The organism is Bordetella genomosp. 1, assembly GCF_002261335.1.
In the GTDB taxonomy this organism is placed as follows: Bacteria; Pseudomonadota; Gammaproteobacteria; order Burkholderiales; family Burkholderiaceae_B; genus Bordetella.
This window is the reverse complement of the sequence record NZ_NEVL01000003.1, coordinates 1,437,813-1,452,250: the sequence shown is the minus strand read 5'-3', so window position 1 is coordinate 1,452,250 and position 14,438 is coordinate 1,437,813. Positions and strand designations below refer to the sequence as shown.

11 protein-coding genes are annotated in these 14,438 nt (G+C 68.2%); 6 read left to right on the top strand and 5 right to left on the bottom strand.

Annotated elements, in window-relative coordinates; translation table 11 throughout:
• Positions 1-98: 98 nt before the first annotated feature.
• From CEG14_RS15080 to CEG14_RS15060, 5 genes are read right to left on the bottom strand one after another with little or no spacing between them, the layout of a single operon-like run.
• Positions 99-737: a response regulator transcription factor gene (locus CEG14_RS15080; RefSeq protein WP_094827137.1), complete on the bottom strand. Its 639-nt coding sequence runs from the start codon at positions 735-737 to the stop codon at positions 99-101.
• 22 nt (positions 738-759) lie between these two features.
• Positions 760-2,181: an HlyD family type I secretion periplasmic adaptor subunit gene (locus CEG14_RS15075; RefSeq protein WP_094827136.1), complete on the bottom strand. Its 1,422-nt coding sequence runs from the start codon at positions 2,179-2,181 to the stop codon at positions 760-762.
• Between the two features lie 7 nt (positions 2,182-2,188).
• Positions 2,189-4,366 (bottom strand): type I secretion system permease/ATPase, encoded by a 2,178-nt coding sequence (locus CEG14_RS15070; protein ID WP_094827135.1) that lies wholly within the window; start codon positions 4,364-4,366, stop codon positions 2,189-2,191.
• Positions 4,350-4,574 (bottom strand): hypothetical protein, encoded by a 225-nt coding sequence (locus tag CEG14_RS15065; protein WP_094827134.1) that lies wholly within the window; start codon positions 4,572-4,574, stop codon positions 4,350-4,352. Before CEG14_RS15065 ends, CEG14_RS15070 begins: the two co-directional genes overlap by 17 nt.
• Positions 4,575-4,593: 19 nt before the next feature.
• Positions 4,594-6,123, bottom strand: coding sequence for a TolC family outer membrane protein (locus CEG14_RS15060; RefSeq protein ID WP_373454196.1), 1,530 nt, complete (start codon positions 6,121-6,123; stop codon positions 4,594-4,596).
• 699 nt (positions 6,124-6,822) lie between these two features.
• Here CEG14_RS15060 and leuC point away from each other — a divergent pair.
• From leuC to truA, 6 genes are all read left to right on the top strand, one after another.
• Entirely contained in the window at positions 6,823-8,226 is a 1,404-nt protein-coding gene (gene leuC / locus CEG14_RS15055) for a 3-isopropylmalate dehydratase large subunit (protein WP_094827133.1), read from the top strand.
• Positions 8,227-8,239: 13 nt separating this feature from the next.
• On the top strand, positions 8,240-8,890 hold the full coding sequence (gene leuD / locus CEG14_RS15050; protein WP_094827132.1) for a 3-isopropylmalate dehydratase small subunit: 651 nt from the start codon (positions 8,240-8,242) through the stop codon (positions 8,888-8,890).
• A gap of 85 nt (positions 8,891-8,975) precedes the next feature.
• Positions 8,976-10,052 carry a 3-isopropylmalate dehydrogenase gene (gene leuB / locus CEG14_RS15045; protein ID WP_094827131.1) on the top strand — a complete coding sequence of 359 codons (1,077 nt, stop codon included), beginning with the start codon at positions 8,976-8,978 and terminating at the stop codon, positions 10,050-10,052.
• A 175-nt stretch (positions 10,053-10,227) separates the two neighbouring features.
• The gene (gene asd, locus CEG14_RS15040; RefSeq protein WP_094827130.1) at positions 10,228-11,358 is read left to right on the top strand and encodes an aspartate-semialdehyde dehydrogenase; all 1,131 of its coding nucleotides are present in this window, start codon (positions 10,228-10,230) and stop codon (positions 11,356-11,358) included.
• A 236-nt stretch (positions 11,359-11,594) separates the two neighbouring features.
• Entirely contained in the window at positions 11,595-13,508 is a 1,914-nt protein-coding gene (locus CEG14_RS15035; protein WP_094827129.1) for a FimV/HubP family polar landmark protein, read from the top strand.
• 3 nt (positions 13,509-13,511) lie between these two features.
• Positions 13,512-14,318 (top strand): tRNA pseudouridine(38-40) synthase TruA, encoded by an 807-nt coding sequence (gene truA, locus CEG14_RS15030; RefSeq protein WP_094827128.1) that lies wholly within the window; start codon positions 13,512-13,514, stop codon positions 14,316-14,318.
• Positions 14,319-14,438 lie beyond the last annotated feature (120 nt).

Below are 14,438 nucleotides of genomic sequence, written 5' to 3'. Positions count from 1 at the left end.
AAGGTATCCAGGAAAGGATTAGTCCGTATGGCTTCATCCTAGAGGCCTCATCCTGATGGACGATATTGGCCTCAAGGACAGGTCGAAACCCTGTTACTTCACGTCTGGGCGTGAGCCGTCGAAACGCCGTGCACGAGCAGCGCGAGCTGCAGCCGATCGCTCACGCCGAGCTTGTCGAACACGGCCGACAGGTGGGCCTTGACGGTGCGTTCCGTGATGCCGAGCGCGGCGGCAATCTGGGCGTTGGCCTGCCCGTAGGCGGCGCGGTGCGCCACCGCGATCTCGCGCTCGGTGAGCAGGCCCTGGGTCCAGCCACCGTTGCGCTGGCCCCGCTCGCTCACCAGTTGCAGCAGGCGCCGCACCAGCGAGCGGCCCATCCAGGTGCCGCCGGCCGACACCACCTCGAGGACCTGCGCCAGCGATTGCGTGGGCGCGTAGCCGTGGCAGTAGCCCATGGCGCCGGCGCCGAGCGCCTGGGTACCCTGTTCGTCGTTCGGGTACGGGCTCGCCACGATGACCTGCAGCCCGGCCAGGGCCCCCGCCCAGGTGGGCGCCTGCCACGCCGGCAGCCGCGGCAGGTCGGTGTCGAGCACCACCAATGTCCTGCCCTGGTCGCGCCAGCGCTCCAGGTCCGCCAGGCCGCGCCCGCGCGCCGGCAGCCAGCGCGTGGCATCCAGCTCGCGCCAATGCTGCCAGAGCAGGTCGTCGTGCGTGATCAACAGCACAGGGGTAGGCATTTTTACTCCTTCAGCCCGCCGGTCAGCGTTCGGTGAAAGCGTTCTCCCGCGCACGCAGGATGGGCTTCAACAGGTACTGCAGCACGGTGCGCTTGCCGGTCAGCACATGCACCTCGGCCACCATCCCCGGGATGATGGGCAGGTCCATGTCGCCCACGGTGCTGCGGTCGGTCCGGACGCGGACGATGTAGAACGCGTTGCCTTTCTCGTCGGTGATGGTGTCGGCGCCGATCTGCTCCACCTTGCCCTCGAGGCCGCCATAGATCGAGAAGTCGTACGCGGTGAATTTCACTTCGGCCTGTTGCTCCGGATGCAGGAAGCCGATGTCGCGCGGCTGCACCTTCACCTCGAGCAGCAGCGTGTCGTCCTTGGGCACGATCTCGATGATGTCCTTGCCCGGCTGCACCACCCCGCCGACCGTGTTGTTGAACAGCGTCTTGACCGTGCCGTTCACCGGCGCCCGCACCTCGGCCAGGCGTACCCGGTCGGCCAGCGCCAGCTGGCTCTCGCGCAGCGTGGCCAGCTTGGTGTTGGTCTCCGACAGCTCGCTGCGCGCCTGGTTGCGGATGTTCAGCTCGGATTCCTGCACCTTGCTCTGGGCTTCGCTGATCGACGACTGGATCCGGTCCATCTGCGCCTCGGCGGCCTTCTGGTCGCCGCAGAAGCGCGCCACGTCCCGTTGCAGGCGCAACAGTTCCACTTCCGACACTGCGCCGCTCTTGAGCAGGGGGCGCGTCACCTGGAGCTCGCGCGACGTGAGCGAGCAGCTCGACGCCGCCTGGTCGCGCTTGGCGACGTTCTCGCGCAGCTCTTCCTGGCGCTGCTTGAGCTGCTCGCGCGCCACGTTGATCGTGGCGTTGAGCTCCGAGGTGCGCGTCTGCCAGGCGGTGCGCTCCTGTTCGCCCAGCGCCGGCGCCTCCTTGAGCACGCGCTCGGGCACCACGAAGGCGTCGCCGGTGGCCAGCGCCTGCAGCCGCGCGGCCTTGGCCAGCAGCGCCAGGTACTCGGCGTTGTTCTCGCCCAGCGACGAGGAGAAGCGGGTCGGGTCGATCTTGAGCAGCACCTGCCCGGCCTGCACCTCCTGGCCGGGGCGCACCAGGATCTCCTGCACGATGCCGCCGTCCAGGCTCTGGATCACCTGCACCTGGCGCGAGGGCACCACCTTGCCGTCGCCGCGCACCACCTCGTCGATGTGGCCGATGGCCGCCCAGGCCAGCAGCAGCGCGATCGCCACCAGGCTGACCCACAGCAGGATGCGCGACCCGCGCGCCTGCGATTGGTGGATCACCCATTCGGCGTTGCCGACGTAGTCGTGGCGATGCTCGGGCTTGCCCTTGTCCGCGCCGTCGAGGATGCGGTCGAACAGGCGCACGAAGAGATTGCGCGGGCCGCGCCACAGGCGGCCGAGCAGGGAGGGTTTGTTCTCGCCGGGAGTGTTCTGCATGGCTGCCTCAGCTTCCGCGTCCGACGCGCCCCGTGCGCAGCGCGTCCACCACCTGCTCCTTCGGGCCGTCGGCCACGATGTGGCCGTTGTCGATCACGATCAGGCGATCGACCAGCTCGAGCAGGGCGGTGCGGTGCGTCACGAGGATGATGGTCTTGTTGGCGCTCACCTTCGCCAGGCGCGTGCGCAGCTGCGCCTCGCTCTGGTGGTCCATGTTGCTGCTGGGCTCGTCGAGCAGCAGGATCGGCGGGTCGTTGATCAGCGCGCGCGCCACCGCCACCGACTGGCGCTGGCCGCCCGAGAGCGACTCGCCGCGTTCGCCGATCACCATGTCGAAGCCCTTGGGATGCAGGTTGGCGAACGCGGTCACGCCAGCCAGGTCGGCCGCCGCCAGGATGCTGGCGTCGTCGGCGTAGGGCGCGCCCATCGACAGGTTGTGCTTGAGGCTGCCGTAGAACAGCAGCGGATCCTGCGGCACGTAGCCGATGGCGCGGCGCAGGTCGGCCGGGTCGATCTGGCGCACGTCCACGCCGTCCAGCAGCACCGCGCCCTCGGTCGGCTGGTAGAGCGAGAGCGCCAGCTTTTCCAGCGTGGTCTTGCCCGAACCGATGCGGCCGATGATGCCGACCTTCTCGCCGGGCTTGAGCTTGAACGACACGCCCTTGAGCACCGGCTGGTCGCTGCCCGGGTAGGCGAACGTCACGTTGCGGAACTCGATGGCGCCATGGAACACCGGGCGATGCAGGAATTCCGCTTCGGCCGGACGCTCGATCGGCAGCTTCATGTAGTTGTCGATCGAGCCCAGCGAGGTGCGGGCATTCTGGAACTGCATCAGCAGGCCGGCGATCTGCCCCAGCGGGGCGAGACAGCGGCCGGCGATCATCGAGGCGGCGATGATGCCGCCCATCGACACCGCCGATTCGCGCGCCTGGTACACCCCGATCACCACCACGGCGATCGACACCAGCTGCTGGATGGCCGACACGAAGCCCACCGTCGACGACGAGATCAGCTTGAGCTTGCCGCCGGTCTGGGCGATGAACTCGGTGGCGCGCTCCCAGTTGCGCTGGATCGAGCCCTGCGCGTTCAGCGTCTTGACCGCCTCCATGCCGGTCAGCGCCTCCACCAGCGTCGCGTTGCGCTGCGCGGTCGCCTGGAAGGTCGACATGGTGAGCGCCTCCATGCGCGCCTGCGCGGCGAGCGACACCAGCACGATCAGCACGATCGCCACCAGCGGCGGCAGCAGCATCCACGGCGAGATCCAGGCCAGCGCGGCCAGGAACAGGATGATGAAGGGCAGGTCGACCAGCGTCGTGATGCTGGCCGAAGCGATGAAGTCGCGGATCGACTCGAACGAGCGCAGGTTGGCCGCGAACGAGCCCACCGACACCGGCCGCCCCTCCATGCGCAAATCGAGCACGCGCTCCATGATCTGCGCCGACAGCCGCACGTCCACGCGCTTGCTGGCGCTGTCCACCACGTGCGAGCGCGCCGTGCTCAGCAACAGATTGAAGATCACCACCAGCGAGATGCCGATCGCCAGCACCCACAGGGTCTCGACCGCGTTGTTGGGCACCACCCGGTCGTAGACGTTCATCGTGAACAGCGGCATCGCCATCGCGAAGACGTTGATCAGCAGCGCGGCGATCAGCGCATCGCGGTAGAGACGCCGGTTCTCCATGATGGCGGCCCAGAACCAATGCCGCTCGCGCACCTTGGAGACCTCCGGTGCGCGCGCATCGAAACGGAACTGCGGCCGCACGAACGCCACCAGCCCGGTGTACTGCTGCGCCAGCGTCGTGGCGTCCATCTCCACCGAGCTGCCGCCCAGTTCCGGGTGGCTCACCACATACACGTCGCCGTCGCGGCGCAGCAGCAGGCAGGCCTTCTCGCCGCGCAGCAGCAGGATGGCCGGCAGCAGGTCGGGCGAGATGCTGTCGAGCGTGCGCTTGACCACGCGCGCGGCCAGCTGGGCGCGCGCGGCGGCGCGCGGCAGCAGGGCCGGCGTGAGCTTGTGGCCCTCCAGCGGCAGGCCCGCCGTGAGCGCCTGCGGCGTGGCGGTGACGCCGTGCAGGCGCGTCAGCTCGACCAGGCAGTCCAGCAACGGGTCGTCGTGCGCCGCCTTGGCATCGCCGCGCCACTCGCGCGAGGGTTCCTGCGGCAGGCTTTCAGATAAGGTGTCCATCGTCGTCGTCCAGCAGGTCGAGATGCTCGTGCAAGCGCTTGCGTTGCTGCTTGCGTTCGGTGAGCTTCATCTGCGCGCGCGGCGGCAGATCGGTCAGGCGCAGCGTGCCATTGGCGATCAGGGCATCGATCAGGTCTTCCAGCACCCGCACGAAATCGGCGTCCAGCTGCGAAAAACCTTCGTTCGATGGGGGCGGATTGGTGGCCATGTCGGGTCCCTTGCGCGCCTCACGGGCGCGACATCGTGGCGTCCCGGGGCGCAGTCTCCGCGGGCTGGGTCGTCAGCGGAGAAAGCGTGGGCGGAAGCGCGCCGTCGTTGTATTTCACCCGCACGGGCTGCAGCCGCGCCGTGTCGGGGATCATGGAGTTGCACAGCTTGATGACCTCGTCGGAGACCTCGAGCCTGCCGTTTTCCTCGGGCATCTCGTCGCGCGCCGGGCGCAGCGACAGCGCCGGCAGCAGCGCGTGCGACAGCGCCAGCCAGCGGTACTGGGCGATCTGCAGGTCGTATTCGGCGTTGACCAGCGCGCGGCGCGACTCGAACAGCTCGTTCTCGGTGTTCAGCAGATCGAGCAGCGTGCGCTGGCCGATCTGGAATTGCTCGCGGTAGGCGTTGCGCACCTTGGCCGTGGCGATCTCGTGGTCGCGCAGGTAGGGCAGTTGCGCGCGCACCCGGTTGATGTTGTTCCAGGCCACGGCGAGGTCCTGCTGCACGTTGCGGCAGGTGTAGTCGCGCAGGTCGCGCGAAGCATACGACTGCGCGGCGGTCTGGCGCAGCCGCGCGGAGTCGGCGCCGCCGCGATACAGGTTGTACGTCATCATCACCTGCAGGCTCGAGCTCCTGACGTCCTTGTAGGCGGGGTCGGACGTGCTCTGGTCCTGGCCATGCGAGGCCACGAACTCGAACTTGGGCGAAAACGCGCCGCGCGAGGCATCCACGCCGGCCTGGGCCGCCTGCAGGCTGGCCTGCTTGGACAGGAAGCTGGGATTGCGCCGCAGCGAGGTGTTGAAATCGGTGGGGTTGCGCGGCAGTCTGCCACTCATGTCGGGCACCGCCTGCAGCGATTCGGGCGGCGTCATGCCCGTGATGCGCTGGAAACGCTGCGTCACGTCGAGCAGGTTGGCCGTCTCGGTCATCACGTTGCTCTGCGCCAGCGCGAGGCGGCCCACCGCCTGCTCCTGGTCCACGCGCCGGCCCACGCCAGACTCGGTGCGCTCGTCGATCTGCTTGAGGGTGCTTTCGTGCAGGCCGTAGTTTTGCCGCGCCAGCGACTCCATGTCGCGGTAGCGCTGCAGATCGATATAGGCCTGGATCGCGTCCATCGCGGTGGTGTCGCTCACCGCCAGCAGGTCGTAGAAGCGGGCCAGCTTGTCGAAACCGGCCTGCTTCACGTCGTTGCGCGTGCGAAAGCCGTCGAAGATCAGCTGGCGCAGCTCGAAGTTGTAGCCGGGCCGGCTCCAGCTCTCGTTGCCCGAATCCGGCACGTTGCGGCGATATTCGCGGCCGTAGTAGCCCTGTGCGTTCAGTTGCGGAAAATAGGCGCCGCGCGCCACCGTCTGGCCCTCGAGCGAGGCCTGGAAGTCGTGGTACCGGGCCTGGATCTCGGGATTGGTGAGCAGGGTGTGTTCCACCACCTGCGTGAGCGTGATGCTGCCGTCGCCCATCGCGGCGACCGGCGCCTGGCCCGGGACCGCCACGGGCGCCAGCGTGGGCACCGGCGCGGGCAGGGCGGCGCCGGGGGCGGCGCCGCGCCGCACGGCGCCTTCGGGAAACTGGCTCAGCGCCGGTCCCGCCGGATCGAGGGTGGCGGGCGGCAGGATGGGAGACTGTGCGTGTGCCGGCCCGGATAATGCGAGGGCCAGGAGCGCGGCACAACCGGAGAGCGAAAAAGATAATGCCTTGTGGGCGCTGCGCGGGCCCGGTGCGACTCGCGCAAACGGCTCGCATACGCGGGAGACGGCAGGCCGCGACGGTGCGCGCACATCGCGCGCCGCGAGCCGCTGTGTATTCCCGCCGGAATGCGGGACGCTACAACCTTCCCGCAATACATATACACATTCGCGCAACATCGTAATACGTCTCCTAAGTCGTGCGATCTGCTTTGAGTGTGCCCGACGACGCCGAATTAATGCGTGTTACATCGCATTATTTTTCATTCTGAGCGCATATTCCGAAACAAAACTATATAGATTTGCCCGCATTGTTTCCAGTTTCGGGCAATGTTTCGAAATAATAGAGATGGAGTTACTTTTACGAATATCTTTTCATGACGGATATTGCGACATGTACGGCGCGGAATCCCCATGCAGGTACTTGAAGTACTAGTATAAGCGGTTGGATTGTACTAGGTTGAGGGCGTGGGCATAATGCAGCCATACCGTAGCTGCACGCGGTGGTCGCTCCCAGTGGCGGCCCTGCGGACACGAGTCGGATCTGTTCATCCTCCGAGCGCTTCCATGGCCCAATCTCTCTACGACAAACTCTGGGACGCCCACGTCGTCCACCAGGAATCCGACGGCACCTGTCTGCTCTATATCGACCGGCACCTGCTGCACGAGGTCACGAGCCCGCAGGCCTTCGAGGGCCTGGCGATCGCCGGCCGCAAGCCGTGGCGCACCAGCGCCAACCTGGCGGTGGCCGACCACAACGTGCCCACGCTGAACCGCGCACGCGGCATCGACGATCCCATCTCGAAGCTGCAGGTCGACACGCTCGACGCCAACTGCGACAAGTACGGCATCACCGAATTCCGCATGAATGACCTGCGCCAGGGCATCGTGCACGTCATCGGCCCGGAGCAGGGCGCCACGCTGCCCGGCATGACCGTCGTCTGCGGCGACTCGCACACCAGCACCCACGGTGCGATGGGCGCGCTGGCCTTCGGCATCGGCACCTCCGAGGTCGAGCACGTGCTCGCCACGCAGACGCTGCTGATGAAGAAAGCCAAGAGCATGCTGATCAACGTCAACGGCGAGCTGCCCTTCGGCTGCACCGCCAAGGACGTCGTGCTGCACATCATCGGCATCATCGGCACCGCCGGCGGCACCGGCCACGCGATCGAATTCGCCGGCAGCGCCATCCGCGGGCTGTCGATGGAAGGCCGCATGACCGTCTGCAACATGGCCATCGAGGCCGGTGCGCGTTCGGGCATGGTGGCGGTCGACGACAAGACCATCGAGTACTTCCGCGGCCGGCCGTTCTCGCCGGTGGGCGTGCTCTGGGACCAGGCCGTCACCTACTGGCGCACGCTGCATTCCGAGCCGGGCGCCAAGTTCGACCGCGTCATCGAGATCGAAGCGCGCGACATCAAGCCGCAGGTCACCTGGGGCACCTCGCCCGAGATGGTGCTGCCGGTCGACGGCCGCGTGCCGGACCCCGATCGCGAGAAAGACGACGTGCGCCGCAGCGGCATGGAGCGCGCGCTGCAGTACATGGGCCTGGAGCCCAACACGCCGCTGGTCGACATCCGCGTCGACCGGGTGTTCATCGGATCCTGTACCAATTCCCGCATCGAAGACCTGCGGGCCGCCGCCGCGGTGGCGCGCGGCAAGCGCGTGGCCGCCAACGTGCGCCAGGCGATGGTGGTGCCGGGCTCGGGCCTGGTCAAGCAACAGGCCGAGCGCGAAGGCCTCGACAAGATCTTCATCGAAGCCGGCTTCGAATGGCGCGAACCGGGCTGCTCGATGTGCCTGGCCATGAACGCCGACCGCCTCGAGCCGGGCGAGCGTTGCGCCTCCACCTCGAACCGCAACTTCGAAGGCCGTCAGGGCCAGGGTGGCCGCACCCACCTGGTGAGCCCGGCGATGGCCGCGGCCGCCGCCTGCGCCGGCCACTTCGTCGACGTCCGCACCTATCGTTAAGCGAGAGCCTCACATGCAAGCATTTACCACTCACGAAGGCCTGGTGGCGCCGCTCGACCGCGAAAACGTCGACACCGACCTCATCATCCCGAAGCAGTTCCTCAAGTCGATCAAGCGCACCGGCTTCGGCCCCAACCTGTTCGACGAGCTGCGCTACCTGGATCACGGCGAGCCGGGCATGGACAACAGCAAGCGTCCGCTCAATCCGGATTTCGTGCTGAACCAGCCGCGCTACCAGGGCGCCTCGGTGCTGCTGGCCCGGAAAAACTTCGGCTGCGGCTCGAGCCGCGAACACGCGCCCTGGGCGCTCACGCAGTACGGCTTTCGCGCCATCATCGCGCCGTCGTACGCCGACATCTTCTTCAACAACAGCTTCAAGAACGGCCTGCTGCCCATCGTGCTGACCGAGCTCGAAGTCGCGCGCCTGTTCGACGAGGTGCGCGCGTTCCCCGACTACAAGCTCAAGATCGACCTGGATCGCCAGGTCATCCTGACGCCCAGCGGCGTGAGCATGGGCTTCGACATCGAGCCGTTCCGCAAGTACTGTCTGCTCAACGGCTTCGACGACATCGGCCTGACCCTGCGCCAGTCCGACAAGATCCGCGCCTTCGAAGCCGAGCGCCTGGCCCGTCACCCCTGGCTCGAAAGCCGCCCGGTGGCCTGAGGCCCGCGCGTCGTCGCAACCCACATCCCGCCGGGCCCTGGCACACAGGCCCGGCGCACTCTTTCAGCCTTCCAGGAATGTTTCCATGACTCACCAGATCGCAGTGCTCCCCGGCGACGGGATCGGCCCCGAAATCGTTGAACAGGCCGTGCGCGTGCTCAAGGCGCTCGACGTGTCGCTCGAGCTGCGCGAAGCGCCCGTCGGCGGCGCCGCGTTCGACCAGTTCGAGCACCCGCTGCCGCCCGCCACGCTCGAGCTCGCCAAGGGCTCGGCCGCCGTGCTGTTCGGCGCCGTGGGCGACTGGAAGTACGACGCGCTGCCGCGCGAGTTCCGTCCCGAGCAGGCCATCCTGGGCCTGCGCAAGGCGCTCGGCCTGTTCGCCAACCTGCGCCCGGCCATTCTCTATCCCGAGCTCGCCAGCGCCTCCACGCTCAAGCCCGAGGTGGTGTCGGGCCTGGACCTGCTGATCATCCGCGAGCTCACCGGCGACATCTATTTCGGCACCCCGCGCGGCGTGCGCACCGCCGCCGACGGCAGCTTCGCCGGCGAGCGCGAAGGCTACGACACGATGCGCTACGCCGAAACCGAAGTGCGCCGCATCGCGCGCATCGGCTTCGAATCGGCCCGCAAGCGCAACAAGAAGCTGTGCAGCGTCGACAAGGCCAACGTGCTCGAGACCTCGCAGTTCTGGCGCGACCTGGTCATCGAGGTCAGCAAGGACTACCCGGACGTCGAGCTCTCGCACATGTACGTCGACAATGCCGCCATGCAGCTGGTGCGCAACCCGCGCCAGTTCGACGTGATCGTCACCGGCAACCTGTTCGGCGACATCCTGTCGGACGAGGCGGCCATGCTCACCGGCTCGATCGGCATGCTGCCCTCGGCCTCGCTCAACGCCTCGGGCCAGGGCCTCTACGAACCCAGCCACGGCTCGGCCCCCGACATCGCGGGCAAGGGCATCGCCAACCCGCTGGCCACGATCCTGTCGGCCGCGATGCTGCTGCGCTACTCGCTGAACCTGGCGCCCCAGGCCGACCGCATCGAAGCCGCCGTGCGCAAGGTGCTGGCCGAGGGCCTGCGCACCGCCGACATCCACGAAACCGGCACCACCAAGGTCTCGACCGCGCAGATGGGCGACGCGGTGCTCAAGGCGCTCGCCTGATCGCGCCACGCCGTTCCGGCGCCGGCCGCCTGTCGTATGTGCACGACGGGCGGCCGTTTCGTTTGGTCTTGTCCCTCTTTTTTCACGGTGCGCCGCAGCAAGGGCCCGCGCATTCTGATAAATTGTTCGGGATCACCACTTCACTATTAGCCCCTTACTAACTAAAGAGCCTGAAATGACGCAAGCAGTTGGCCTCGTCGGTTGGCGCGGTATGGTCGGCTCGGTACTCATGCAACGCATGCGTGACGAGAATGACTTCGCACTTATCGAACCCGTATTCTTCTCCACCAGCAACGCCGGTGGCGCCGCGCCCAAATGGGCCGAAGGCGCTGGTGCGCTGCAAGATGCATACGACATCGAAGCCCTCAAAAAACTGCCGATCATTCTGACTGCGCAAGGCGGCGACTACACCACCGAGGTGTATCCCAAGCTGCGCGCCGCGGGCTGGAAGGGCATCTGGATCGACGCCGCGAGCACGCTGCGCATGGCCGACGACGCCATCATCGTGCTCGACCCGGTCAATCGTCCGGTCATCGACGCCGCGCTCAAGCGTGGCGTGCGCAACTTCATCGGCGGCAACTGCACCGTCAGCTGCATGCTGATGGGCCTGGCCGGCCTGTTCAACAACGACCTGGTCGACTGGATGACCTCCATGACGTACCAGGCCGCTTCGGGCGGCGGCGCGCAGCACATGCGCGAGCTGCTGACCCAGTTCGGCGAGCTCAACGCCTCCGTGCGCGGTCTGCTCGACGATCCGGCCTCGGCCATTCTCGAGATCGACCGTGGCGTGCTGGCGCGCCAGCAGGATCCGAGCCTGCCGCAGGAGCACTTCGGCGTGCCGCTGGGCGGCAACCTGATTCCCTGGATCGACAAGGATCTCGGCAACGGCGTCACCCGCGAAGAGTGGAAGGCCGGCGTCGAAACCAACAAGATCCTGGGCCGCGGCGAAGCCTTCGGCACCGCCGCCACGCCGATCGACGGCCTGTGCGTGCGCATCGGCGCCATGCGCTGCCACAGCCAGGCGCTCACGATCAAGCTCAAGCGCGACGTGCCGCTCGACGAGATCGAAGACATCATCGCCTCGGGCACCCAATGGGCCAAGGTCATTCCGAACAACAAGGAAGCCACGCTCAAGGGCCTCACGCCCGTCGCCGTCACCGGCACGCTCGACATCCCGGTCGGCCGTCTGCGCAAGATGAGCATGGGTCCCGAGTACCTGAGCGCCTTCACCGTGGGCGACCAGCTGCTGTGGGGCGCTGCCGAGCCGCTGCGCCGCATGCTGCGCATCGCGCTGGCCGAGGCCTGATCCGTCTCGTGTCCTGAACCAGAGAAGGCACCTGCGGGTGCCTTCTTTGCATCCGCGCCGCGCGCGGGGCGCCTGCCATCGCGATGGCAGCGCGGCTCGCGCACGCGCTGTTGGCATCGGACCGAAACCGATATGAGTTGTTTATCAATCGGGGCCGATCCATTACACTTTTCGCACGCTTAGTCGCCCCTCCCGCGGGCCGGCCCACCTGGGTCCAGAACACGGAATAAAACGATATGAGTTCGTCTGCGCGTCAGTTGCATCAGGTCTCCCGTCTTCGCGTCCTCTCCTGGGCGGTCGCGCTGGCAATAGGAGCCACCGCGGCAACGCAGGCGCAGGCGGCCCGCCTCGGCCACGCGCGCGTGCTGTCGGCGCCCGGTGCGCCGGCGCAGATCTCCGTGCCGCTGCTCGAGCTCACGCCCGACGAAGCCAACAATCTGCAGGTCTCGCTGGCGCCGCAGGCCGCCTGGGACGCGGCCGGCCTGACGCCGCCGGTGCCGCTGGCCCGCACCTACCTGCGGGTGGACGCGGGCCGTGACACGGCCTCGCGCACCATCGTCATCAATTCCGACCAGCCGCTGTCGCGCACCACGGTCGACCTGTTGCTGAACCTGCGTTCGGCCTCCGGCGAGCGGCAGCTGCAGGTCACGATCCTCGTGCCCGCGCGCACCACGCCCGAGATCCAGCGTGCCAGCACCGGCCCCGCCGCCGCCGGCACGGCCGCGGCCTCGGCCAGCGAGGTGCGGGTGCGCAAGGGCGATACGCTCTACGGCGTGGCCCAGCGCAACGCCGTGCCCGACGCCACCATCTACCAGATGCTGGTCGCGCTGTGGCGCGCCAATCCGCAGGCCTTCATCGACAACAACATGAACCGCGTGCGCGCGGGCCAGACGCTCACCGTGCCCGACGCGGCCACCGTGCGCGCCATCGATCCGGCCGAAGCGCGCCGCATCTATGTCGAGCAGGTCGAGGCCTACGCCCGCTGGCGCGCCCGCCTGGGCGGCACGGCGGCCGATGCCGCCGTGAGCGGCGGATCGGGCGCCGCGGGCCGCGTCAGCAGCGCCGACACCGGCGGCACGGCGCAGGCCGGCGCCGACCAGGACCGCCTGCGCCTGTCCGGCGGCGCCGCCAACGATGCCGCGGCCGACGCCGCCGGCGACAAGCGCGCCTCCGACGCCCGCGCCGCGGCCGACGCGCAGCAACGCGTCGGCACGCTCGAATCCAACGTGCAGGCCCTCAACGAAGCCAATGCCCAGGGCGGGCAGGGCGCCGCCGGCCAGCCGGGTGCCGCGGGTCAAGCCGGTGCAGCCGGCCAAGCGGGTGCGGCGGGCCAGCCCGGCGCAGCAGGCCAAGCGGGTGCAGCAGGTCAGCCCGGCGCAGCAGGTCAAAGCGGTGCAGCAGGTCAGCCCGGTGCAGCGGGTCAGTCTGGCGCCGCAGGTCAAGCCGGTGCAGCGGGTCAGCCCGGTGCAGCAGCTCAGGCTGGTGCAGCAGGCCAGCCTGGCGCCGCAGGCCAAGCCGGCGCAGCGGGTCAGCCTGGCGCCGCAGGTCAGGCCGGTGCTGCCGGTCAACCCGGCGCCGCAGGCCAGGCCGGTGCAGCCGGCCAACCCGGTGCCGCAGGTCAAGCCGGTGCTGCCGGTCAACCCAGCGCCGCAGGTCAGGCCGGTGCAGCCGGCCAACCCGGTGCCGCAGGTCAAGCCGGTGCAGCAGGTCAACCCGGCGCAACAGGTCAAGCTGGTCCAGCCGGCGCATCGGGCCAACCCGGCGCAGCAGGTCAACCCGGTGCCGCAGGCCAGCCGGGCGCAGCAGGTCAACCCGGCGCCGCGGGCGCGGCAGCCACCGGTTCGGCCAGCGGCGGCGCGCCCGTCGTGGCGGGCGCCGATGCCAAGAACGCGTCGGCCAGCGGCATGCCGGCCTGGTTGGCGGATAATCTGCTTGCGATCGTGACGGCCGTGTTGGCCCTGATCGTGTTCATCATCGCCTGGGCCCTGCGCCGGGCCGGCACGCGCCGCGGCGATGACGACGAAGAAACGCCTTTTGCCGAACCGACGCCGCTGAACGAAGCCGCGCTCAACCGCCGACTCAACGAGATCAACCTTGATCTCGACCAGCCCCCCACGGATGAGACGCGGCCGCGCAGCACCCGGACCTGATTCATGACCCGTATTGCATTGGGGCTGTCCTATGACGGCTCCGCCTGGCAGGGCTGGCAGACGCAGCCGCACGGCATCACCGTGCAGGACTGCCTCGAAGCCGCCCTCGGCCAGTTCGCCGGCACCGGCATCCCCATTCCCACCGTCTGCGCCGGCCGCACCGACACCGGCGTGCACGCCGCGATGCAGGTGGTGCACCTGGACACGAGTCTGAATCGCCGCGACGAGTCCTGGGTGCGCGGCGTCAACGCCTTCCTGCCGCCCTCGGTGGCGGTGCAGTGGGCCCAGACCGTCTCCGACGATTTCCATGCGCGCTTTTCGGCCCGTGCCCGCACCTACCACTATCTGCTGTGGCGCGGCCGCGTCCGCCCGGCCCTGTGGGCGGGGCGCGCAGGCTGGTGCTTCCAGCCGCTCGACCTCGACGCGATGCGCGCGGGCGCGCGCCATCTGCTGGGCGAGCACGACTTCTCCAGCTTCCGTTCCTCGCAGTGCCAGGCCAAACACCCGGTGCGCACCCTGAGCCGCCTCGACATCGCCGAACACGGCCAGTTTGTGGTGTTTACGCTGCATGCCAACGCGTTCCTGCACCACATGGTGCGCAACCTGCTCGGCGCCCTGCTGCAGGTCGGGCAGGGGCGCGAGCCGGCCGACTGGATCGCCTCCCTGCTGGCCGCCCGCGACCGGCGCCAGGGGGCGCCCACCTTCATGGCGGACGGGCTGTATCTGAGCGCCGTCGACTATCCCGCCGAGTTCGGTTTGCCCCAACTCGACGGCAGCGACGCCATCCTGGGTTCGTTCAGCTTTCGGTAAGCTAGGGTAATCAGCAGGTAGCAAGCGGTTACGGCGCCGATATCATTGCGAACGCATAAAAATATCTGGCGGCGCAACAACGCCCACCAGATCAAGCGTCCTCACACGGGGCGCCCCGTG